This window comes from Chondrinema litorale (assembly GCF_026250525.1).
Taxonomy (GTDB): Bacteria; Bacteroidota; Bacteroidia; order Cytophagales; family Flammeovirgaceae; genus Chondrinema; species Chondrinema litorale.
On record NZ_CP111043.1, the window covers coordinates 3213174 to 3237977 of the forward strand.

Annotated in this window: 18 protein-coding genes; 15 read left to right on the plus strand and 3 right to left on the minus strand. The window is 34.3% G+C overall.

The annotated features are described in order from the left end of the window. Positions 1 to 53: 53 nt before the first annotated feature. The 13 genes from nusA to OQ292_RS13285 all read left to right on the plus strand — a co-directional run bounded on the left by nusA (position 54) and on the right by OQ292_RS13285 (position 18225). A complete protein-coding gene (nusA, locus tag OQ292_RS13225) occupies positions 54 to 1307 on the plus strand; it encodes a transcription termination factor NusA (protein WP_284682606.1) in 1254 nt (417 codons plus the stop codon). A 343-nt stretch (positions 1308 to 1650) separates the two neighbouring features. Beyond that, positions 1651 to 4953, plus strand: a complete 3303-nt coding sequence (infB, locus tag OQ292_RS13230) for a translation initiation factor IF-2 (RefSeq protein ID WP_284682607.1) — start codon at positions 1651 to 1653, stop codon at positions 4951 to 4953. Positions 4954 to 5064: 111 nt separating this feature from the next. Continuing rightward, positions 5065 to 7329, plus strand: a complete 2265-nt coding sequence (locus OQ292_RS13235; protein WP_284682608.1) for a peptidylprolyl isomerase — start codon at positions 5065 to 5067, stop codon at positions 7327 to 7329. 136 nt (positions 7330 to 7465) lie between these two features. Further along, positions 7466 to 8158 carry a response regulator transcription factor gene (locus OQ292_RS13240; protein ID WP_284682609.1) on the plus strand — a complete coding sequence of 231 codons (693 nt, stop codon included), beginning with the start codon at positions 7466 to 7468 and terminating at the stop codon, positions 8156 to 8158. 100 nt (positions 8159 to 8258) lie between these two features. Next, positions 8259 to 9296: a sensor histidine kinase gene (locus tag OQ292_RS13245; RefSeq protein WP_284682610.1), complete on the plus strand. Its 1038-nt coding sequence runs from the start codon at positions 8259 to 8261 to the stop codon at positions 9294 to 9296. A 362-nt stretch (positions 9297 to 9658) separates the two neighbouring features. Beyond that, positions 9659 to 10588, plus strand: a complete 930-nt coding sequence (locus OQ292_RS13250; RefSeq protein ID WP_431733770.1) for an AAA family ATPase — start codon at positions 9659 to 9661, stop codon at positions 10586 to 10588. A gap of 47 nt (positions 10589 to 10635) precedes the next feature. Continuing rightward, positions 10636 to 11511, plus strand: coding sequence for a DUF58 domain-containing protein (locus OQ292_RS13255; RefSeq protein ID WP_284682612.1), 876 nt, complete (start codon positions 10636 to 10638; stop codon positions 11509 to 11511). Positions 11512 to 11513: 2 nt separating this feature from the next. Continuing rightward, complete coding sequence (locus tag OQ292_RS13260; RefSeq protein WP_284682613.1) at positions 11514 to 12491, plus strand: hypothetical protein; 978 nt, start codon at positions 11514 to 11516, stop codon at positions 12489 to 12491. Positions 12492 to 12514: 23 nt separating this feature from the next. Then, complete coding sequence (locus OQ292_RS13265) at positions 12515 to 13522, plus strand: vWA domain-containing protein (protein ID WP_284682614.1); 1008 nt, start codon at positions 12515 to 12517, stop codon at positions 13520 to 13522. 15 nt (positions 13523 to 13537) lie between these two features. After that, a complete protein-coding gene (locus OQ292_RS13270; protein WP_284682615.1) occupies positions 13538 to 14575 on the plus strand; it encodes a vWA domain-containing protein in 1038 nt (345 codons plus the stop codon). A gap of 12 nt (positions 14576 to 14587) precedes the next feature. Further along, positions 14588 to 15418, plus strand: a complete 831-nt coding sequence (locus OQ292_RS13275; protein ID WP_284682616.1) for a tetratricopeptide repeat protein — start codon at positions 14588 to 14590, stop codon at positions 15416 to 15418. Between the two features lie 144 nt (positions 15419 to 15562). Further along, entirely contained in the window at positions 15563 to 17440 is a 1878-nt protein-coding gene (locus tag OQ292_RS13280) for a BatD family protein (RefSeq protein ID WP_284682617.1), read from the plus strand. An 11-nt stretch (positions 17441 to 17451) separates the two neighbouring features. Next, positions 17452 to 18225 carry a tetratricopeptide repeat protein gene (locus OQ292_RS13285; protein WP_284682618.1) on the plus strand — a complete coding sequence of 258 codons (774 nt, stop codon included), beginning with the start codon at positions 17452 to 17454 and terminating at the stop codon, positions 18223 to 18225. Here OQ292_RS13285 and OQ292_RS13290 read toward each other — a convergent pair. Then, entirely contained in the window at positions 18222 to 19904 is a 1683-nt protein-coding gene (locus OQ292_RS13290; RefSeq protein WP_284682619.1) for an ABC1 kinase family protein, read from the minus strand. The genes OQ292_RS13285 and OQ292_RS13290 overlap by 4 nt on opposite strands. A gap of 116 nt (positions 19905 to 20020) precedes the next feature. Continuing rightward, a complete protein-coding gene (locus OQ292_RS13295) occupies positions 20021 to 20359 on the minus strand; it encodes a phasin family protein (protein WP_284682620.1) in 339 nt (112 codons plus the stop codon). 278 nt (positions 20360 to 20637) lie between these two features. On the opposite strand from OQ292_RS13295, the gene OQ292_RS13300 reads away from it, so the two are divergent. Continuing rightward, positions 20638 to 21402 carry a polysaccharide biosynthesis/export family protein gene (locus OQ292_RS13300; protein ID WP_284682621.1) on the plus strand — a complete coding sequence of 255 codons (765 nt, stop codon included), beginning with the start codon at positions 20638 to 20640 and terminating at the stop codon, positions 21400 to 21402. Beyond that, a complete protein-coding gene (locus OQ292_RS13305) occupies positions 21402 to 23804 on the plus strand; it encodes a GumC family protein (protein WP_284682622.1) in 2403 nt (800 codons plus the stop codon). The genes OQ292_RS13300 and OQ292_RS13305 overlap by 1 nt, the downstream gene beginning before the upstream one ends. A 15-nt stretch (positions 23805 to 23819) precedes the next feature. Here the strand turns inward: OQ292_RS13305 and OQ292_RS13310 are convergent, their stop codons facing one another. Continuing rightward, entirely contained in the window at positions 23820 to 24776 is a 957-nt protein-coding gene (locus OQ292_RS13310) for a CPBP family intramembrane glutamic endopeptidase (RefSeq protein WP_284682623.1), read from the minus strand. Positions 24777 to 24804 lie beyond the last annotated feature (28 nt).

Sequence of the window (24804 nt, forward strand, 5' to 3'; positions counted from 1 at the left end):
GAAACTGGAATTAAAATTTACAGATATTCATACAATAGACAAACCAATTTTTTATGGATAGTTCGGTTTTAATTAACACATTTGCGGATTTTGCTAAGTTAAAGAATATAGATCGTCCTACGATGATCCGTATTCTGGAAGATGTGTTCCGTACCATGGTTAGGAAAAAATTTAACACTGACCAGAATTTTGATGTTATTATTAACGTAGATAAAGGTGACCTTGAAATCTGGCGCTATCGTGAGATAGTTGAAGATGATGCTGAGGTGGAAGACGAAAACCTAACCATTAGACTTTCTGAAGCAAAGAAAATCGAAGAGGACTTTGAAGTAGGTGAAGAAGTTGCCGAAGAAGTAAAAATTATAGATTTCGGTAGAAGGTTGGTTCAAACTGCGAGACAAACACTAATTCAAAAAGTTAAGGATCTGGAAAAAGATATCCTTTTTCAGAAATACAAAGATTTAGTTGGTGATATGATTACCTGTGAGGTATATCAAACACTAAGCAGAGAAATTATTCTGATTGATAACGAACGTCAGGAATTATCTCTTCCTAAAAACGAACAAATCTTTAAAGACAGATTCCGCAAAGGGGATACAGTAAGAGCCATTATCCATAGGGTAGAAATGGTTAACAACAACCCGAAAATTATACTTTCAAGAACTTCACCTGAATTTTTAGAAAGACTTTTTGAAAACGAGGTGCCAGAAGTTTACGATGGTTTAATTACCATTAAAAAAGTTGTAAGAGAGCCAGGAGAGAGAGCAAAAGTAGCTGTAGAATCTTATGACGACAGAATTGATCCAGTTGGTGCTTGTGTGGGTATGAAGGGTTCTAGAATTCACAGCATTGTGCGTGAACTTCAAAACGAAAATATCGACGTAATTAACTATACAGACAATGTAGAGCTTTACATTGCAAGAGCTTTAAGTCCGGCTAAAATCAATAGCATTAAAATAGATGAAAGCAAGAAAAGAGCTTCAGTATTTTTAAACAGAGATCAAGTATCTTTGGCTATTGGTAAAGGTGGTCAAAATATTAAACTGGCTAGTAGGTTAGTTGGTTTAGAAATCGATGTATTTAGAGAGCTTGGTGAGTTTGAAGATGATGATGAAGATGTGGAACTTAGCGAGTTTACTGATGTTATCGATGAATGGATGATCGATGAATTAAAAAGAATTGGTTTAGATACAGCGAAAAGTGTTTTAGCTGTGAGCCCTCAGGATTTATTTAGAAGAACTGAGTTGGAAGAGGAATCAATTGATTGGATCAGAGAGGTTCTAAAAAAAGAATTTGAACAGGAATGATAAAAAAATAGTTTAAGTAACAACCCGGATTTTAAAATTCAGGGTTGTTACTTTTAGATGTTTTTGGTAATTCATTTGTCAAATTCTGCTATATATTGGTAGAATTTTTTTGATTTTCGCCCTACAGATTTTTAATATCTCTGTAAAAAGATAGCCCTATTGGTATTTTATGCATGTTTTTTTGCTAATAGTTCTTTAAACATCTAATAAATATCCATGTTACTTAACATTTAGGAATGAAAATTTTATCTTTGCAGTAAATTTTACTTTATTATCATTATTCTGCTGGAATAAAATTTTTCTTTCGGTACAAATAAAATCAAGAGAGTATATAAACGAAAATATGAGATTAAGTCAGGCAGCGAGAAAATTTAATGTTGGAATTGCCAGGATAGCTGAATTGCTGGAGTCCAAAGGCTTTGATATTGACTCTAAACCCAATACAAAGATAACGGACGAACAGTTGTCTATGCTTGAAAAGGAATTTGAATCCTCTATGGCGGTAAAGCGTGAAGCTGCCGGGCTAACAATTGGTTCAAGTCATAATGATATTGTAATCAAGTCTGATAAGAAAACTACTGCTCCACCAAGCGAAGAAGTAGAAGACGATGAAGAAATATTAATTTATGATAAATCTGCTAATGCGAAGTCTGAGTCGGATAAAGCAGATAAAAATGAGGAGCCAGCTCCAAAAGAAGAGAAAAGCAGTGAGCCAGATACTATCAGTGCCAAACCTGCTGGTTTAAAAATTGTTGGTAAAATTGAGCTTGACGGAAAAGGTAGGCCAATTACTAATAAGCCTAAGAAAGAAGAACCAGTGGCTAAGGAAGAACCTGTAGTACAGAAAGAAGAGCCAAAGAAAGAGGAACCGAAAAAAGAAGAGCCGGTTGCTAAGGAAGAACCTGTAGTACAGAAAGAAGAGCCAAAGAAAGAGGAACCGAAAAAAGAAGAGCCGGTTGCGAAGGAAGAACCTGTAGTGCAAAAAGAAGAGCCAAAGAAAGAGGAACCGAAAAAAGAAGAGCCGGTTGCGAAGGAAGAGCCTGTAGTACAGAAAGAAGAGCCAAAGAAAGAGGAACCGAAAAAAGAAGAGCCGGTTGCGAAGGAAGAGCCTGTAGTACAGAAAGAAGAACCAAAGAAGGAGGAGACGAAAAAAGAAGAGCCGGTTGCGAAAAAAGAGCCTATTGTTGCTAAAACAGAGGAGCCAAAAGTAGAAAAACAAGAAAATAAGAATATAACCAGAGAAGAGCCTGTTGCCAAACAGGTTGAAACAAAACGTGAGGAGCCTGTTGCCAAACAGGAGGAGCCTAAAAAAGAAGAAAAAGCTCCTGTAGAGAAGAAAGAAGTACTAGCTAATAAAGAGTCAGAAATAAAAGATAAGGAAATTAAAGCAGAAACAGACGCCGTAGAAGCTGAAAACGAGACCGTTATTGAAGCTAAGGCAGACAAACTTCAAGGACTGAAAGTACTTGGTAAAATTGATCTGTCTAATGATACAAGTAATAAGAAAAAATCTAAGCAAGTTGCATCTTCTGATGAAAAGAAAGGAAAGGGGAATAATAATAACAACAATAATAAGAGGAAGAGAAAACGTGTAAGGATTCAGGATCCTGAAAGACAGGAAAGAAAGCAGCAACAAGAAAAGCTTAAGAAAGAGCAGCAAGAACAATCTACTAAGAAGCAAAGGTCGAATAACAACAACAGGAAGGAGAGGGTTAAGAAAGAGGAAGTTTCTAAGAAAGAGGTTCAAGAAAATTACAAGCAAACTCTCGCTAGATTAAGTGGTGGTACACCAAATAAATCTGGTAGAAAATACAGAAAAGAAAAGAGAGATGCGATTGCTGCTAGAGAAGCTCAGCAACAGCAAAACGAAGAAACCAATGTAGTTAAAGTTACAGAGTTTATCTCTACTAACGAGTTAGCAACATTAATGGGAGTTAGTGTAAATGAAATTATTGCCAGTGCAATGAAACTGGGAATGTTTGTTTCCATTAACCAAAGACTAGATGCTGATACAATTACATTGCTAACTTCTGAATTCGATTTTAGTGTAGAGTTTACTTCTGCTGAAGAAGAAACAGACATTAGTTTAGAAGAAGAAGAAGATCGCCCAGAAGATTTAGTAGATAGAGCTCCTATCGTAACTATTATGGGACACGTTGACCACGGTAAAACATCTTTACTAGACTATATCAGAAAAACAAAAGTAGCTTCTGGTGAGGCTGGTGGTATTACACAGCACATTGGTGCTTACAGTGTAACTACTGAGTCAGGTCGAGATATCGCATTCTTAGATACTCCGGGTCACGAAGCATTTACAGCGATGCGTGCTAGAGGTGCAAAACTAACTGATGTAGTAATTGTAGTAATTGCTGCTGACGACAATGTGATGCCTCAAACAAAAGAAGCAATCAACCACGCACAAGTTGCAGAAGTGCCAATTGTAATTGCTATTAATAAAGTAGATAAGCCTACAGCCAATCCTCATAAGATTAAAGAAGAGTTGGCGAACTTGAATATCTTAGTTGAAGAGTGGGGTGGTAAAGTACAGTGCCAAGAGATTTCAGCTAAAACAGGTCAAGGTGTAGACGATCTGCTAGAAATGGTATTGTTAGAATCAGATATTCTAGAACTAAAAGCAAATGATAAAAAGAAAGCTTCAGGTACTGTAGTTGAAGCTTCTTTAGATAAAGGTAGGGGTTATGTATCTACCATACTTGTTCAATCTGGAACCTTAAAAATTGGTGATATTATTCTTGCTGGTCAATATCAGGGTAGAGTAAAAGCAATGGCCAACTCAAAAGGCGAAAGAGTGAAGAAAGCAGGGCCTTCAACTCCGGTTCAGGTACTTGGTTTAAATGGTGCACCTCAGGCTGGTGATAAAGTAAACGTGCTAGATAGTGAAAGAGAAGCACGTGAGATTGCCAACAAACGAGAGCAAATCCTTAGAGAGCAAAGTATTAGAGCTACTAAGCGTACTACATTGAGTGATATTGGTAAGCGTATTGCGATGGGTAATTACCATCAGCTTAATATCATTATCAAAGGTGACGTGGATGGTTCAGTTGAGGCACTTTCTGACTCACTACTAAAACTTTCAACAGATGAGGTAGAAGTAAACATTATCCACAAGGCAGTAGGACCGATTTCAGAAAACGACGTCTTATTGGCAAGTGCTTCAGATGGTATTGTAATTGGTTTCCAGGTACGTCCTACACCAATTTCAAGAAGACTGGCTGAAAAAGAAGATGTGGAAATCAGATTGTATTCTGTAATCTACCACGCTATTGAAGACGTGAAGGATGCAATGGAAGGCTTACTTTCTCCAGATATCGAAGAAGAAGTTACTGGTGTTGCTGAAGTACGTGAAGTATACAAAATCAGTAAAGTGGGTACTGTTGCCGGTTGTTACATGACTGAAGGGTTTATTAAGAGAAATCTTAAGATCAGACTTATCAGAGATGGTATTGTAGTGTACGGCGGTGAAAACGGAGGAGAACTACTTGCACTAAAACGTTTCAAAGATGATGTTTCAGAAGTGAAGCAAGGTTTCGAGTGTGGTATGAGTATCAGAAACTTCAACGATATTAAAGTAGGAGACTTAATAGAAGGCTTCGAAGAAAAAGAAGTTAAACGTACGTTGAAATAACTTCAACTACTAATAGAAAATAGAAAGTCACCGTAGTAGGTGACTTTTTTTATGAATTAATAATTAAATTGTAAATCAACATCATTTAAAGTTCAAACAAGTTTAGCAATTATGAGATTTATACTCACTTGTTGCCTTATTGCATTTTTTTATCTACATGCTTCCGCTCAAACAGACAATAAGGATAAGACTATTCTCCAAATTGATTCATTTAAAGTTCCTGTTGAAGATTTTCTTTATTTATATAATAAGAATTATCAGGATGACGAAAATGCCTATACCAATCAAAGTTTAAGAGAGTATTTCGACCTTTTTCTAAATTTTAAGTTGAAAGTTTTTGAGGCAAAAAAGCAAAGCTATCATCTTAATAACACATTTATAAAAGAATTCGAAACGTATAGGAAACAACTGGCAGCTCCATATCTTACTGATACTAATGTAACTGAGCAATTAGTACAAGAGGCTTACGATAGGTTACAGCAAGAAATAAAAGCAGCTCACATTCTTATAAGAGTAGATCAGTATGCATCTCCAGAAGATACATTAGCGGCCTATAACAACACACTGGATTTAAGAAAGCAAGTATTAGATGGTGCCGATTTTAATGAATTGGCGAAAGAATTTTCCGAAGACCCATCGGCAAAACAGAATGGAGGAGACTTAGGCTATTTTACAGCTTTGCAAATGGTTTATCCTTTTGAAAATGCAGCTTATAAAACACCTATTGGCGAAATATCTATGCCAGTAAGAACTCGTTTCGGTTATCATATAGTAATGGTAAAAGATAAGCGACCTGCAAGAGGAGAAGTTACAGTTGCTCATATTATGATCCGAAATAAAGCTGAAGCTTCAGAAGCTTTTGAAAAGGCATCAGAAATTTATAGCAAACTAAAAGCTGGCGAAGACTGGGATGTTTTATGTCGTCAGTTTTCTGAAGATCCTGCAACAAAAGAGAAAGGTGGAGCTTTGAGGCCGTTTACTTCTGGTATGATGGTCGAACCTTTTGCAGATGCGGCTTTTGCACTAAAAAATCCCGGCGATATTTCAGAACCAGTTCAAACTCCTTACGGTTGGCACATTATTAAACTAATTAGTAAGAAAAAACCGGGAAGTTTTGAAGAAATGCAGGCTGAAATTAAAAAGAAGATTGAAAAAGATATTAGAAATGAAGTTCCTAAAAATAATTTTATTGATAAGCTAAAAGAAGAAAATAACTTTAAAGATTTCCCAAAAACCAAAGCAAAGGTTTTTGCTTCTATAGATAAAAGCTTGCTCTCAGGAAACTGGAAATACGATTCGACAAGCACCTTGCTCAATCAATCACTTTTTCAGCTAAATGATAAAGATGATGTTACCACAGCAGATTTCTTTAAATACATTATTAGCAAGCAGAGACAGCAAAATAGCTTAAACCTAGATAGTTATTTAAACCTTTTATATCAAGATTTTACAGAAGCAAAAATTGTTGAACTCGAAGAGAAAAATCTGGCTAATAAATACCCTGAGTTCAGAAATTTAGAAAAAGAGTATTACGAAGGTTTGCTACTTTTTGCTATAATGGAAAAAGAAGTTTGGAATAAAGCGGTAGAAGATACTACTGGTTTAAGAACTTATTTTGAGCAAAACAGAAGCAATTATTTGTGGGACGAAAGAATTGAGACAGTTGTACTCGATGCTGCCAGCGAAGAGGCTTTAAAAGCTGCTTCAGCAGAGTATGAAACTGGTCTTTTTAATGTAGATGTTCCTACTAAAGATATCGCTTTAAAGTTTGGCGAAATCCACTGGGGAGATAGTATAACAAAAGAAGTTGATAAAATACTAAAGCGGCTCAAGCAAGACACTTCATTATTAGTGAAGCTAGAATGTGGATATGTTAAAAAGGAAAAGTCTGAGATGGCTTCGGTGAGATTAGAGAAACTAAAAGTATTTTTAACAGCTAAGGGGTTAGACTCTGCCAGAATTATAAGTGCAACTACTGCTAAACAGAAACTCAAGCAAGAGACTGGTCTTGGTGGTCATATGTTAATCAGTTTTTACTCAACCGACCCAGAGAAGCTAGAGGCTAAATTCAATAAAGAAAATCCGCTTCAACTACAAATAGAAAAGCATACTTACGAAAAAGGTAAAGACAATATTCCCGAAAATATCAAATGGGAAAAAGGTACTTATACCTATCAGGAAGACAACCGATTCTATAAAGTTTATGTGAATAATATCATTCCGAAGAGCCCCAAGAAATTAGATGAAAATCGCGGTCAGGTAATCTCCGATTATCAGAATTTTCTAGAAAAGCAATGGTTAGATAGCCTTAAAGCAAAGTATACAATTGAGGTAAATAATACACTGTTAGATAAACTTGCTGAAAAGAAAAATTAAAATGCTAGTAACGAACAGTGCAAAGATGTTACAAAACTGTTACATTAGTATATACACAAAATCAATAATAAAGACAGGTTGTGTTTTCTATGATGATTAGTTTTAACTTTAAATCGCAATCAATATCTGATTAATTATGGCAAAAAACAAACATAAAGTTTTGGTGGTTGACGACGAGCCGGATATAGTTGAGATTCTAAAATACAACTTAGAAAAAGAAGGTTTTGAAGTTAAAACTGCCCCTGAAGGTAAGAAAGGGCTTGAAATTGCCAGAAAATTCTATCCTGAATTAATTCTACTGGATATTATGATGCCAGTAATGGATGGAGTAGAAACTTGCAGACAGCTTCGAGAAATTCCTGAACTTAGCGGCTCATTTATAATATTTCTTACTGCTAGAGCAGAAGAGTATTCAGAAGTAGCGGCATTTGATGTTGGAGCAGATGATTACATCACTAAACCAATAAAGCCACGAGCTTTAATGAGTAGAATTAATGCTCATTTTAGAAGGGAAAACAAAAAATCGAATAAAGACACTGAGGTTATTAAGATCGGCAAATTCACAATCGATAAGTCTAGTTATACTTTACTTATTGAGAACGAGCAGGTTACTTTACCTAAAAAAGAATTTGAACTCTTGTACTTTTTAGCAGAGACTCCAAATAAAGTTTATGGAAGAGATGAGCTATTGGCGAATATTTGGGGATCAGATGTTTATGTACTTGCTAGAACTGTAGATGTTCATATCAGAAGAGTAAGAGAGAAAATAGGAAGTGAGTTTATTAAAACAGTAAAAGGTGTTGGGTATAAATTTGAGTGGCAGGAATAAATAAAACTTCTTAATATCTATAATTTTTAAAAAATAACATTTGATTTTACTGTATTTCAAATGTTATTTTTTTTTTTGCAAAAAATTACGAATAGAATTTATGTTGATTAATGCCAAGGCAGTTTCATTTCTTCTGGGAATTTGTGTAGCTGTAATAACTTTTATGTTTCTTTCTCTGCTTAATACAGTCTCTGGTACTGTATTATTTGTTGCAGCAGCCATCTCATTTTCTTCAACTTTTATTTTATCTTATGTTGTTCTGGAGTTTCTTGTTTTCAAAGAGATTCAAAAGGTCTATTCTAGTTTAGATAAGGTTACCAAAAAAGAACTAAGAGACTATAACAAAGACAAAGAAGATGAAACAATTAATCCGATAAAAAAGATTAATCAACAAATAGCTGCTTATATAACCAAAAAGGAAAAAGAAATTGATGATTTAAAGCAAATTGAAGCTTACAGGAAAGAGTTTATTGCCGATGTATCTCATGAGCTTAAAACACCAATATTTGCAGCACAGGGCTATGTTTTAACCCTTTTAGATGGAGCGATGGACGACGAAAAAGTAAGACATCGTTTTTTGAAAAAAGCAGCTAAAAGCTTAAATGGATTAGATGCTTTGGTGCAAGATTTACTTACACTTTCGCAAATAGAGTCTGGTGTAATTAGTATGCATTACGAAGTGTTTGACCTACAATCGCTGGTAATGGATGTGTTTGAGCAGTTGGAGCGAAAAGCTGAGAAAAAGATGATTCAATTAAGGCTAGAGAAAACTTTTGATGAAGGCGTATATGTAAATGCTGATTATAATAGAGTTACTCAAGTGCTTATCAATCTAATTAGTAATGCTGTAAAATATGGCAATTTTAACGGTTGGGTTGCTGTGGCTTTAACTGAAACCAAAAAGAAGATTAAAGTTGAGATAAAAGACAACGGTCCGGGAATTCCTAAAGAACACATCGATCGTATCTTCGAAAGGTTTTATCGAGTAGATAAAAGTAGGTCTAAAAAACAAGGTGGTACTGGACTCGGCTTAGCTATTGCCAAGCACATTATTGAAGGGCACAACTCTAAAATTACAATCAAAAGTGAGATCAACGAAGGTACAGTATTCACATTTAGCTTAGAAGCAGCCAACTGATTCACAAATATTCCCTCTAAATTGGAGCAGTTCAAAATAAAGCAATTTAACAGTTTTTAATATATAAAAGCTGTTAGATACTGTTTTTTACATTTTTTAACATTATTACTGTTTCCTCCCTATTTTTTAACATTATTTATAGATAATGTTTCTTTTCAGACCCTTCAAAAAAAAGTTTATTTGCAGTTAGGTATTAATAAACTTTGTAGGTTAATATCTAAATCATTTTTATCGGAAATCTTTAACTAAAAATATTTTTACTGATTTTCAGAATTTAATTTTCTATTAAAATGAGTGAAACTTCAGCGATTGATATCAAGGAAATTAATGAGAAAATTAATCGGGAAAGTGCTTTCGTAGACATGATCCTGATGGAGATGAACAAAGTAATTGTTGGTCAAAAACATCTCACAGAAAGATTACTTATTGGTTTATTAGCAAACGGGCATGTATTGTTAGAAGGTGTTCCGGGTTTAGCAAAAACACTTGCTATTAACACATTGGCAAAAACTATAAATGCCAAATTTAGTAGGTTACAGTTTACGCCCGATCTTCTACCTGCCGATTTACTAGGTACAATGATCTACAGCATCAAAAACGAAGAGTTTATCATTCGTAAAGGGCCAATCTTCGCCAACTTTATTTTGGCAGATGAGATTAACCGTGCTCCAGCAAAAGTGCAAAGTGCTTTGCTTGAGGTGATGCAAGAGAGACAGGCTACTATCGGAGATACAACCTATCCAATGGAGGAGCCATTCTTGGTAATGGCAACCCAAAACCCAATTGAGCAAGAAGGTACTTATCCGCTTCCAGAAGCTCAGGTCGACCGTTTTATGTTAAAAGTGGTAATTGATTATCCTAAGAAAGAAGAAGAGAGGTTAATTATCAGACAGAATATTTCTAAATCTTTCCCTAAGCCATCTACTATTCTTGAGGCTGAGCAAATTGTAAAAGCTCGCGAAGTGGTAAAAGAAGTTTACATCGACGAGAAGATAGAAAAGTACATAGTCGATATAGTTTTTGCTACTAGATACCCAGAAGATGCTGGCCTCGATAAACTTAAAAACCTTATTGGTTTTGGAGCTTCACCTAGGGCAAGTATCAGTTTGGCACTGGCTGCAAGAGCTTATGCTTTTATTAAGAGAAGAGGGTATGTGATTCCAGAAGATGTAAGAGCTGTTTGCCATGATGTATTGCGCCACCGTATCGGTTTAACTTACGAGGCAGAGGCAGAGAATGTAAAAAGTGACGATATCATTAGAGATATTCTAAATGCAGTTGAGGTTCCTTAAAGTTTAATGTATTCGCATTAAATTTTTAGTAAGCTTGATTAAGGCATATGGAAACTTCAGAATTATTAAAAAAAGTAAGAAAAATAGAGATTAAGACGAAAGGTCTTAGCAGAAACATTTTCGCAGGAGAGTACCACAGTGCTTTTAAAGGTAGAGGTATGGCTTTTAGTGAAGTAAGGGAATACCAACCTGGCGACGATGTAAGAACAATTGACTGGAAAGTTACAGCTCGTCTCAATCATCCTTATATCAAAATTTTTGAGGAGGAGAGAGAGCTCACAATTATGTTATTGATTGATGTAAGTGGTTCTAAAGAGTTCGGAACCAGACATCAGTTAAAGCAAGATTTGGTAACCGAAGTTTCTGCTGTTTTGGCTTTTTCAGCTATTCAAAACAACGATAAAATCGGGGTGATTTTTTTTAGTGATCAAATAGAAAAATTTATTCCTCCTAAAAAAGGTAAATCTCATGTGCTTAGAATCATTAGAGAACTAATCGATTTTGAACCTGAGCATAAAACCACAGATATTGCTGGAGCTTTGCAGTATTTCGCGAATGTGATAAAAAAGAGAGCTACTGCATTTATGATTTCCGATTTTATGGATCAGGGTTTTGATCAAGCTTGGAGAGCTGCCAAAAACAAGCATGACCTTATCGCACTCAAAGTATTCGATATACGCGAGACAGAATTGCCAGATGTAGGATTTCTTAAAGTGAAAGATGCAGAAACTGGTAATGAGGTTTGGGTAGATACTTCGAGCAAAAAAGTGAGAAATGCTTACAAAGAAAACTGGTTGCGTAGTGAAGCGTACGTAGAAGATTTATTTAAAAAGAGTGGTACCGATTACGCAAAGCTTCGTACAGACCTATCTTATGTAAATCCATTGATGAATCTATTTAAGAAACGAGAAGCTGGCTATTAGAAATGATGAAAAGCTTAAAGCTAAAATATCTTTTAATATTATTTGCACTTGCATTTCAGTCTGCTGTTTTTGCACAGGATGTACAGGTGAAAGCCATTCCTGATACAACAAATATCAGAATTGGTGAGCAAACTTCTGTTATGCTAGAAGCCATTGTTCCGATAACTGCTAAAGTACAATTTCCGCTAGCTACAGATTCTTTAATGTGGGCAGTTGAAATTTTAGGGCATTCCCCAATAGATTCAACTGTAAAAAATGGGGTAAAAACCTATCAGCAAAGTTTAACAGTTAGCTCATTTGATAGCGGTTTTCATGCAATTCCACCACAGCCATTTGTAATCTTGAATAATGATGGAACAGTAGATTCTGTTTTTTCAGATGCATTTTTATTAGGTGTTCATACAGTAGCTATAGATACAGCTCAGGCAATTAAAGATATTAAGGAACCCATACAAGCACCTGTCACATTTGCTGAGATGCTTCCATATATTTCTATTGGACTTGCAGTAATTCTATTAGGCTTGTTGGGCTATTTCTATTGGAAGAAACAACAGTCTAAACCTAAGGTTGAGAAAAAAGAACCTGTTAAACCTCGCGAGCCTGCTCATATTATCGCCATAAGAGAACTGAACCAACTCAAATCGGATGAGGTTTGGCAAAAGGGACAGTACAAGGAATATCACAGTAGGCTTACAGAGATTCTGAGAAGATATATTGAGTACAGATACGAAATTCCGGCATTGGAACAAACCACTGATGAAATCATTAGAAGTTTCGATTATACAGGAAGTCTGGATAAAGAAACGATTGAAAAACTGGCTCAAACTTTCAGATTTGCCGATTTGGTAAAGTTTGCCAAAATGCATCCATTACCAGAAGAAAATGAACGCAGCTTGAAACAAGCTTTTAATTTTATTGAGAATACAAAACTCGAAGCAAAACCTGAGGAGAAAGATACTACTCAGACCACCGCTTCATAGAAGGATTATAGAAGAAGCAGATCATGACAACAAACTGGAATGATATAACTTTTGATCAGCCGGGATACTTTTATCTCCTGTTATTGCTGTTGCCTGCTTTTATCTGGTATGTGATGTACAGAAAAAAATCTCATGCTACACTACAGGTTTCAACAACAGGGATACTAGCTATTACTGGTAAATCATACAAACACTATTTAAGGCACTTGCCACCGGTTCTAAGAGCTTTAATCTTTGTTTTGCTGGTAACAGTGCTTGCAAGGCCTCAGTCGCTAGATAGTTGGGAAAATACCAGTGTAGAAGGTATTGATATCATCATCACTACAGATATTTCTGGCAGTATGCTAGCAAAAGATTTTGACCCAGACAGATTGGAGGCGTCAAAAGAGGTAGCAAAGGAATTTATAAAGAACAGACCGAATGATAGGATTGGTTTAGTGGTTTTTAGTGGCGAGAGTTTTACGCAATGTCCATTAACTACAGATCACAGTGTGTTAATCAATCTCTTTGGAGATATTAAAAGTGGAATGATAAAAGATGGTACTGCCATCGGAATGGGTTTGGCAAGTGCGGTAAACAGGTTGAAAGAAAGCGATGCTAAAAGTAAGGTGATTATTTTATTGACAGACGGAGTAAATAACTCTGGTTCAATTGCACCACTAACAGCAGCAGAAATTGCAGAGAAGTTTAATATAAGGGTTTATACCATTGGTGTAGGTTCACAGGGAACAGCACCATTTCCGGTTCAATCTCCATATGGTGGAATACAATATGTAGATCAGGAAGTTGAGATTGACGAAGAGATACTTCAGCAAATCGCCGAAATGACGAAAGGAGAATATTTTAGAGCAACTGATAATGAGAGTTTGGTAGAAGTGTACAAGAAGATAGATCAGTTAGAGAAGTCTAAAATAGATGTAACAGAGTTTAGTAAGAAAAAAGAAGAGTTTCTGCCCTTTGCGATATTGGCAGTGTTTTTACTGCTAATCGAGATTTTATTTAGAAATACCATACTGAGGACAGTACCTTAAAGAATAGAAGGAATTATGTTTAGGTTTGAGAATCAGGAGTTTTTGTATGCGCTTTTTTTGTTGCCTGTAATGCTTGTTTTTTTCTGGTTTTCAGGAAGAAAGAGAAAAAAGGCACTTAAAAGAATGGGAGAGATGGAGGTAATTCAAGGTCTAATGCCAGAATTATCTTTTACCAGGCCTATTATCAAAAATGCATTTTTAATTCTGGCATTTATCTTTTTAGTTTTTGCTATGGCGAATCCGCAAATAGGTTCTAAGCTAGAAACTGTTAAGCGAAAAGGAGTGGAGATTATGATTGCCATTGATGTTTCGAACAGTATGCTTGCCGAAGATATTAAGCCAAACAGACTTGAAAGAGCCAGAAGAGCGATTAGTCAGTTAGTGAAGAAATTGCATAATGATAAAATAGGCTTGGTAGTATTCGCAGGCGATGCTTACATACAATTACCGATTACTACAGATTATGCCGCAGCGCGTATGTTTCTGCAAAGTGTAAATACCAAAATTGTTCCTATACAAGGTACAGCAATTGGTAAAGCCATTGAGTTGAGTATGGGTTCATTTACCTCAGATCAAACCAAAAATAAAGCATTAATCATTATTACAGATGGTGAAAACCACGAAGATGATGCAATAACAATGGCTTCTAAAGCCGCAGAGGAAGGAGTTATTGTACATACAATTGGTATGGGATTACCACAAGGTGGACCAATTCCCGTGTACAATCAATATGGTCAGAAAGATTATAGAAAAGACAATACTGGCAATGTGGTAGTTACCAAGTTAAATGAGAATATGCTACAGCAAGTTGCCGCTGCTGGAAATGGTTTGTATGTAAGAGCAAATAATGCCGAAACTGGTTTGGATATGCTTTACGACAAGATTAATGAGATGGATAAAGAGGAGTTTGAGTCTAAAGTATTTGCCGATTACGAAGATCGATTTCAGCCTTTAGTATTGCTAGCAATAGTTTGTCTCTTAATCGAATTTATCATTTTGCCGAGAAAGAACAAGATACTCAATAAAATCAACCTGTTTAAATACAGAATCTAAAGTATTGAATTCATGAAAAAATTATCAATTAATAAAGATCATTTTAGGAGAGGTTTAACCGGAATGCTCATCATTCTAGGTTTTGCTTTTAATGGATTTGCTCAGGAAGATAGAAAATATATTAGAGAAGGGAATGATCATTACGAGGCGCAAGATTATGAAAAGGCGCGTCAATCTTATTTAAAAGGAGTTGAAGCGAATGCAGAGTCTTATGCGTCATCTTTCAATCTTGGAGATGCTTTATATAAAAGTGGTCAGTACGAAGAAGCTGCTACTCAATTTGAGATGCTAAGCCAAACAGCCGAAAGTAAAACGGATAAGGCAAAGGCTTTTCATAATTTAGGCAATACATATCTCGAAAGTGAGAAGTATGAAGAAAGTGTAGAGGCTTACAAAAATGCACTTAGAAACAATCCTGCTGATGAAGATACACGCTATAATCTAGCTTATGCGCAACAAAAGCTAAAAGAACAACAGCAGCAGCAACAAGATCAGCAAGACCAAAATCAGGATCAAAATAAAGATCAGAATCAGGAAGATCAAGATCAACAGAACCAAGATCAGCAAGATCAAAACGATCAAAATCAAGATAAAGAAAACGAGCAAAACGAACAGAATCAAGATCAGCAGAACCAAGATCAAAATCAGCAGAATCAAGATCAGCAACAAAATCAGGATCAGGAAGGGCAGCAACAAGCTCCTCCACCTCAGAAACAGGGGATTTCTAAAGAAGATGCTGAACGTTTGTTAGAAGCTTTGCAAAATCAAGAGCAGGAATTACAGGAGGATTTGAAGAAGAAAAAGGCAAAAGCTAAAACTACTAAAGTTGAAAAAGACTGGTAAAAAGATAATTGGATTTCTAAAATGTTAAATAGTTTTAAAATTGGATGATCAGCTATTAAGAATGTTCTTTATATAGAAGGTAATTCTGACTTTCTTAAAACTATTGGCTAACTAAACGATATTATATTCTTTAATAAAACAACAATGAAAGAGCTATTTATAAATAAAAGTCTGCTTTCTATAGTTTTACTTTTTTCTTCGGTTACCAGCTTGTTGGCACAAGATGTCAACTTTAGTGTGAACGCGCCAAAAGTAGTAGCAACTGGAGAAAATTTCCGCTTTATTTATTCAGTAAATGCTGATGGAGAAAACTTTCGTGCCAACGATTTTCCTTCAGATATCCGTATTCTTTCCGGCCCAAACAGGTCTACCAGTTCAAGTGTACAGATTATTAATGGCAAGATGTCTCAGAGTATGACTCAGTCGTACACTTATTATGCAGTTGCCTCAAAAGAAGGAAATATCACATTGCCCTCAGCAATTATAGAAGTAGATGGAGAAGAATATACATCCGATCCTTTTACTGTTGAAGTAGTAAAAGGCAATACACAGGCACAGCAGCAAAACTCACAAGGGAGCATGAATCAGACTAATGTACCTCAGTCAGAAATTGCTGATAAAGATTTATTTGTAAGGGTTGAATTAAGTGATAAAGAAGTTTATCAGGGAGAAAGTTTAGTAGCAACCTTAAAGGTTTATACCCGAGTTGATCTAGAAGGGTTTGATGATATTCGATATCCGGCTTTTAATGGTTTTTGGAGTGATGATTTAGATGTATCAACAAGAATTTCTTTAGATCGTGAAGCTGTAAATGGGGAAATCTATCAGGTAGGTACATTTAAAAAAGTACTATTATTTCCACAGCAAAGTGGTAAACTTACCTTAGAACCATTTGAGCTTGACTGCGTGGTAAGACAGCGTGTTAGACGAAGAAGAAGATCAAACGATCCTTTCAGTATGTTCGATGATATGCTAGGTGGCAGCTACCAGAGAGTTTTAAAGAAAGTAGCTAGTCCTGCATTAACGCTGAATGTAAAACCATTACCTGTTACAACCAGACCAAGTTCTTTTCATGGAGCGGTAGGAGATTTAAAACTTACCTCATCGGTAGATTTAACAGCAGTAAAATCTAATGAGCCAGTAACATTTACAGTAAAGGTTTCTGGTAATGGCAACTTAAAATTTGTCGATCCATTAAAAATAAACTTCCCACCAGATCTCGAAGTTTACGGCCCCAAAATTGACAACAATTTTAAGGCAACTAATGCTGGAACAACAGGGAGCAAAACTTTCGAGTATTTGGTAATTCCTAGAAGACATGGTAATTACACAATTCCTTCAGTAGATTTTTCTTGGTTTAATCCAAGCACTGGAAAATACGAAACTGCTTCTACAGAATCTTATGAAATTAATGTAGAAAAAGGAACTGGCGACGATGTAACTGTAGTCAACCCCACATTAAGTAAAGAAAATGTTCAAATGCTTGGTAAAGATATCAGGTACATCAAAACTGATGATGTTGAACTTAATAATCCAATCTCTTATTTTGTTGGTTCTACTGGTTTCTATCTAACTTATATTATTCCTTTAGGCTTGTTTGGTGCATTTCTATTTTATGCCAGAACTAAGAGAAAAGAAAGTGAAAATATCTCATTAGTTAAAAACAAAAAGGCGGGTAAAGTAGCTAAAAAGCGTTTACAACAAGCCGAAAAATATATGGCGGCAGGTCAAAAAGACCAGTTTTATAAAGAGTTACTAGATGCTTTTTGGGGCTATATTGGAGATAAGTTGTCATTAGAAAGAGCAGAAATGACAAAAGATTTTGTGAAAGAGAGGTTGATTGAATACCAGATTTCTGAAGATCAGGCAAATGCTTTTATCAAGTTTATGGATGAATGTGAATTTGCTCAGTTTGCTCCATCAGCAGGTGCTTCTATGAAAGACGTTTATGATCGAGCTATTCAGCAAATCAGTGATTTAGAAAGCAACATTCAAAAAAAGGCAACAGTAAAAACAGTTTAAATTAAGATACCATGCAAAAGACAGTAAAAATATTCGGTGTTTTATATTTCCTGTTAATTCTATTGTTTAATGCTTCTGCACAAGAAGAAATAGATCAGCAAATTAAAGAAGCAGAAACATACTATGCTGAAGGTAAATACCAACAGGCAGTTCAGGTTTATGAGAATCTATTAAAAAGTACAGGTAAGGAGTCTTTTGGTGTTTATTTTAATTTGGGCAATGCTTACTTTAAGTCTAATGATATTCCTGCGGCTATACTTAATTACGAGCGTGCAAGAAAGATAAAACCACAAGACGAAGATTTGTTGTTTAACCTTGAAATTGCTAACCAACAAGTTGTAGATCAGTTTGATGCAGTGCCAGAATTAGGAATAGACCAGTGGTATCGTTCTTTTTTATTTGGTCTTTCTTCGAATACTTGGGCATTTTTAAGTGCTGTGTTTTTCTCCTTAATGTTATTCTTCTTTGGCTTGTTTTTGTATAAATCTGAAGTGAATATTAAGCGCTCTTCACTACTTGGAGGTGTTTTATTGCTAATATTTTCTGCATTAACATTTATGTTTGCCAGTCAGCAAAAAGAGTATATAGTAGATAATATTGAGGCTGTAGTATTCGCTCCGAATGTAACTGCGACCAGTGCACCAAATCAAAAAAGTACATCACTTTTTGTTTTACATGAAGGTACCAAAGTTCAAGTGATAGAAGAAAAAGAGAATTGGGTGAGAATTAAGATTAGTGATGGTAATATTGGTTGGTTAGAAGCTAACAAAGTAGAAATGATTTAATTCCGCTTTCTAAGCATATAGAGTAGGAGGTAAATACTTAAAAATAAAGCTAAGTTAAACCCAATAAAACTGATTAGAGGCATTCCTAATATATAAACATTATTGCTGTTATAAGGCATATTTACACTAAGTGAAGAGCCAATTACTAAAGCTGCAATAATTAGAGCTGTCGAAATTTTATTAGCTGATACATCTATAATTTTTGATAGATGATCGAAGCCACTCAACTCGATATTTACATTCATATCACCTTTTCGCAGCTTTCTGATAATGGTTCTTATTTCACTCGGAACTACATAAAACAAAGAGCTTATTTGGGTAAGCGTATAATAAAGGTCAAGACTTAAGTTCTTGGTAGAATATTGCTCTTTAACCAGTTTTTTACCATATGGTTTTATAAATTCTAGTGTCTGGAAATTTGGATGAAGCATAAGCCCGATACCTTCTAAAATAGCAAGTGCTCGAAGAATTAAGAATACATCTCCCGGTACTTTTAATTGATATTTGTATATGATTTTTTGAAGTCTAAATGTCAACTCCGTCATTCCATCTTCTTCATTTGGAAAAACGATCATATCCTCTATTAATTCATTAAGATCATTTTCAAAACTTCTCATTTCCTCAATTTCTCCATCAATAGCAAGCCTTCTTAAATTAATAGCCATTCCCTTAGCATCTTGCTGAGCAAGGCCAATAAACACTCCTGCAAAAGCATATTTGTTTTGCTTGGTCAATTTACCCGTCATACCAAAATCGATAAGTACTACGGTGCCATCTGGTTTTATCAACACATTTCCCGGATGAGGGTCTGCATGAAAGTATCCAAACTCAAATATCTGCTTTAGGTAAATATCGAGACCTTTTTCAGCAATTTTTTCAGGCTCTAATCCCCATAGCTTAAGCTGTTCAACATCAGTGATCTTACAACCTCCAATAAACTCAATTACTAATATCTTTTTGTTGGAAAGAGATTTATAAACTTCAGGCACATAGAAACTATCCTCATTTTCATACATCTTTCTAAAGTTGATGATGTTGTTAGCTTCTATAGAATAGTCAAGTTCATTATGCATGCTTTTTTCAAAAGTCTCTGCAATTTCTAGAGGATTGAGTATGCCATTTTTCTTAAAGTAATTTTCAAGAATTTTAATCAGATCTTTCATTAAAGCTAAATCTGTTAAAATCTTGGTCTTGATTTTAGGACGCTGTATTTTGACAACCACATCTTCTCCAGTTAACAATCGAGCTCGATGCACTTGTCCAATAGAGGCTGAACCAATTGGGACTTCGTCAAAATAGGAAAAGGTTTCGGAGATAGTTTTGCCAGTTGTGGCAGCAATTATTTCTCTGGCTATTTTACCTTCAAATGGAGGGACTTTGTCTTGTAGCTTCTGGAATTCTTCAACTAATGGTGTAGGTAGTAATTCTGGGCGGTTACTAATCATTTGAGCCAACTTTACAAAGGTAGGCCCCAGTTCTTCAATCACCATTCTAATACGTTCCCATCTGGTTAATTCGAAGATAGATTTTTCAGCTCTTATCCAATTTACTTTATTTTGAGTGGGAATAAATCGTTTGAGGGCAGTTGTGGTAACAATGTCTTCAAATCCGTATCGAACCAGTACCTGAATTACTTCTCTTATGCGATTAGATTTTTTTACAGTCTGGTCCAGCAGCATTTATTAAAATTTAGTTTGGTGAAGTAAATCGGTCAAATTTAATTAAGTAAATTGATAAAAATAAAAAAGCCAGTTCTGTAAATCAGATACTGGCATTTTTGATTTAATTATCTTAGCTAAGCTGTAGTCGAAGTCTTTTTGGTAGGTTTTGTTGCTCTGGCTTCTTTTAATTCGGCTTCAAGCATTTCTACTTTAGCTTTAAGTGTTTCTACATCATCTTTAGAAGCAAATCTGAATGATTTAACAGTTTTTTCGGTAACTTTTTTAAGTTGAGTTTCAAACTCATCCTTTTTACCTTCAGTATTTTTCATGAAATCATCTACTATTTTCTTACCTTCTTCAATAGATAATTTCTCTTCTTTTACTAGTTCGTCAACTACTTTTTGTAATTTTTCTGCTGTTAGTGCAACAATCCCTACACCAGCATAAAGAAATTTTTTTAAAAGCTCTTCCATAATTTTTCTATTTGAATAATATATTGTTTAAAAATTAAAGTCATAATTCATTTTTCGTAAGAAAAAGTCAATAAATCTTACGAAAATCTTAAAAACATTGTTACTTCTTACTTAACTCAAATACTAATAGAAAGATATTTTTCTAGGTTTTACCATCCTATGATGATTGTCAGTAAATATAAATGTACCAAAAAATTACATTTATTTTTTCATCTAATATTTTTTTACAATTTTTGTGAGGTTCATTAGAATATACTTATAATTAAATTTTTTAAGCGTTGCGCAGATATTGTTGGTTAGCGTGGCTGATTCTTTTAAGTGCTTGTATCAGTCAAGATCGTTTGATTTATCTCAATGGGGATATCGATCAAACCTTCGAAAATTATCCCACACCAGAATACCGAATAAGGCCTTTAGATATATTACATATTGATCTAAATAATTTTAGTGGTAGTACTACTGATTATCTTAGGGGTGGAGTTGAAAACTCAATGTCTCAACAAGGCCTTAGTCAAGGTAATCCAGCATATTTTTACTTTAAAGGTTTTGTCGTTAATGACTCGGGATCAATAAACTTACCATTAGTTGGAACTTTAAATGTTGCTGGATTAACGACTTATGAAATCGAAACTCTTGTAAATAAGAAGTTAAAAGAAGATTATCTCCAATATCCATCAGTTAATGTTAAACTAGCGAATTTTAGAGTCTCTGTATTGGGAGAAGTTCAACAACCAGGTGTGCAATATGTATATGATAAGCAATATACATTGTTACAAGCTATTAGTCAAGCTAGAGATTTGACTGAATATGGTAATAGAGAAAAAGTTAAATTAGTAAGAAAAAATGAAGTAAATACTGAAATTTTTATCATTGATTTAACTAATCCGGAATTAATTTCTTCAGATAAGTTTTTTTTGCAGCCAAACGATGTTATTTATATAGAGCCAGTAAAAGCAAAAGCTTTTTCAGTAAACTCGAGAGTTGCTTCTTTAGGTTTGTCAATAATATCTATTGTATTAGTAATTATTAATCTTTCAAAATAATGGTGGAAAAGAACGGTAGAGAAGAAATATTACTTTTAGAAGAAGAACAGCCATTTGATATAAAAGCTTTTATTGGAAAAATAATATATCATTGGTATTATTTTGTCATTTTTGGAATAATATTTCTTACTGTAGCTTTTTTATATTTGAGGTATGCACTCCCCATATATGAAGCAAAATCAACCATCTTAATAAAGGATGAAAAAGGTGGAAGCCTTGGTGCAGATGCATTTTTAGAAGGATTAGAACTATTTAGTAATCAAAGAAACATAGATAATGAAATAGGTATTTTAAAATCTTATAGCCTACTCAATAAAGCTATTAAAGAGCTCAATTTTGAAGTTTCTTATTTTGTGAAAGGGAACTTTAAATCATCTGAAATATATGGAGAAATTCCGTTTATTCTTGATATAGATACAATTCCAGAAGATTTTAGAAATAAAGCATTTTACTTATCAGTTTCATCGTCATCACAATTTGAATTATTAAATGAATCAGAAGAGGGAGTTTCAGAAATTAATTGTGAGTTTGGAAGGTTATGTAATATAGGTAATTTTAAATTTAAACTTTCAAAATCGCCATATTTTAATTTAGAAGGATCTAAGGGAAAACAATACTTCTTTATAGTTAATGATCTTAAGAAACTCACTTTAGATTATCGAGATAAATTAAATATACAACCTGTTAGCAAAGATGCTTCTATTCTTGAGTTATCCATTCAAGGCCCAGTAATTGAAAAAGAAATTGATTTTTTAGATAAATTAAATGAAGTCTATATAAGAAGAGAATTAGATGAAAAAAATGAAATTGCTAGTAATACGATAGAGTTTATTGATGAACAATTAATACAAATAACAGATTCTCTGTCTAATGCTGAAGGTAAGTTGGAAAATTTTAGACAATCTGAAAATTTAGTTGATCTTAGTCTATCTGCAGAAAATGCACTAACTCAATTACAGGAACTCCAATCACAGCAAGCGATTTTATTAGTAAAAAATAAATACTATAATTATTTAGAGAATTATCTTCAAAATAACGAAGATCCAAATGCAATTGTAGCACCTACCTCTATAGGTATTGAAGATCCATTACTAGGTGAAATGGTTACAAGATTAAATGAATTAGGAGCACAAAAAATAGCATTATCACAACAAGTTAAACCGCAAAGTTTAGAGATTGTCTCATTAAACAATCAAATAAAACAAATAAAGAAAACTCTACTTGAAAATGTTAGAAATATTCTAAATACATCCAAAATATCTTTGGATGATATTGATAGTAGAATAGGAAAAGTACAAAGAGTTATCAATAAACTACCTGCAAATGAGAGACAACTTGTTCAAATAGAAAGAAAGTTCAATCTTAGTAGTAATTTGTATCAATATCTTTTAGAAAAACGAGCAGAAGCTGGGATTGCTAAAGCCTCAAATACTGCAGACAATAAGGTTTTAGATCATGCAATGCTGTTAAACTCAGCTCCTGTATCGCCCAAGAAAATGAGAATTTATGCTATTGCATTAATACTTTCTATAGTTCTTCCGCTTGGAATAATATTCGTTAAAGACTATTTAAATGACGATTTAATTGATCTTGATCAAATAAAGAAAAAAACAGAAGCCCCTATTCTAGGCGCTGTTACTCATAGTATTTCTGGGCAGTCATCAATTTTAGATTCACCTAAATCATCATTAGCTGAATCGTTTAGGTCTTTAAGAACTAATTTGCAATTTCTCGCTCCTGGAGAAAAAAATAAGGTAATTGGTGTGACTTCAACTGTAAGTGGTGAGGGTAAAACCTTTTGCTCAACTAACCTAGGGATTGCAATTGCCATGTTGGGTAAAAAAACAATAATTGTAGGGGCTGATTTAAGAAAACCTCGTTTAGCAAAGCAGTTTGATTTTACAGATGATTTTGGTCTTAGTAATTATTTAATTGGTAATGGAGAAGTAAATCAGGTAATTCATAAAACTAAGACTGAAAACTTAGATATCATTCCAAGTGGTCCCATTCCTCCAAATCCAGCAGAACTTCTAGCTTCACAGCGATGTAGAGATTTAGTGAAAAGCCTTAAAGAAAAATATGAATATATTATTTTTGACACTCCTCCAACAGGTTTAGTGGCAGACTACTTTGCAATGTCCGATTTCATTGATATTAATCTCTATGTTATTAGACAGGCTTATTCTAAATTAAAATTTGTAGATGATTTAGAAGAGGCTAGAAAAACAAAAAGATTTGGTAACCTTGCTATTATAATTAATGATGTGAAAAAACAACCAGGTTATGGCTACGGTTATGGCTACGGTTATGGCTACGGCTACGGCTATGAGAACGGTTATTATGAAGAAGAAGATAGTAATAGCAAAAGAGGTAATTGGTTAAAAAAAATCTTTAAAAGTTAATTGCGATTTACAGTATTATTTAGGTAGTAAATAATGCTGTAAATAAGCAAAAACTTCCATTAGGTATGCAACTCCCATATGGATGTAAATACCACCAGTTATATTTTTTGTTTGTAAGGCTATAACACCCAAGATATAACCTCCGAACATGGAGCCGATTGTTTCGCCAAGGGGTTTGCCGAAATGGAGAAATGCATAGGTTGATACCATAGGTAGAATAGCATCTTTACCCATTATTTTTGCTAAACCTATGATCAATGCGCCACGGTAAATCCATTCTACAAAAATGAAATCTAAGCCATAGACAACTTCGAAAATTGCAGCTGTGGTATATTGAGGTAATTCAAAAATGCCTAAGTATAACCACGGTTTAAATCTCGGATAAGCTTTTATGAATGAAGAACCAAATGAAGCAGATGCGATCAAAGGGATCATGATAAGTAGCATTACGATATATGGCTTATGGTCAAACTTATTCTCAGTATTTGAAATATTGAAGCCATAAATGTTCTTCTCTTTTGCATCAAAATATTTATATGTCAGCAAAAGAGGGATAGTAAAAATAGCAACTCTCTTAAATTCTCCTGCTACTTTGTATAAATACCTCTGTTCAATTGAGCTTATACCATCAAAAGAGATTAATGCTCTGTAGTAATGAAAGCCATCGACTAATCCTATTAGGCCTACAAAAACTAATGTTTTTACCCAAAACTCTTTTTCTTTTAATCTATCTGATTGGTTATTGAAAAATGCTTGTGGTATGGCTATTCCAAAATAGGCAAAGTAATAGAATGCCATGTGAGTCGGAATACCTAATGGTGTTCCAAAAAATTTATCTAATACTTTCGATTCAAAATCATAATGATAGTTTAAAGAAGTACAGATGGCTAGAAAAATAACAAAATAGCTATAGGTTTTTAAATTGAAATCCTCTTTTATGTGAGAGGTTAGATAGTGTAGAATTTTTTTCAATGTTTCAGAAATGCTAAGGTTTTAATCT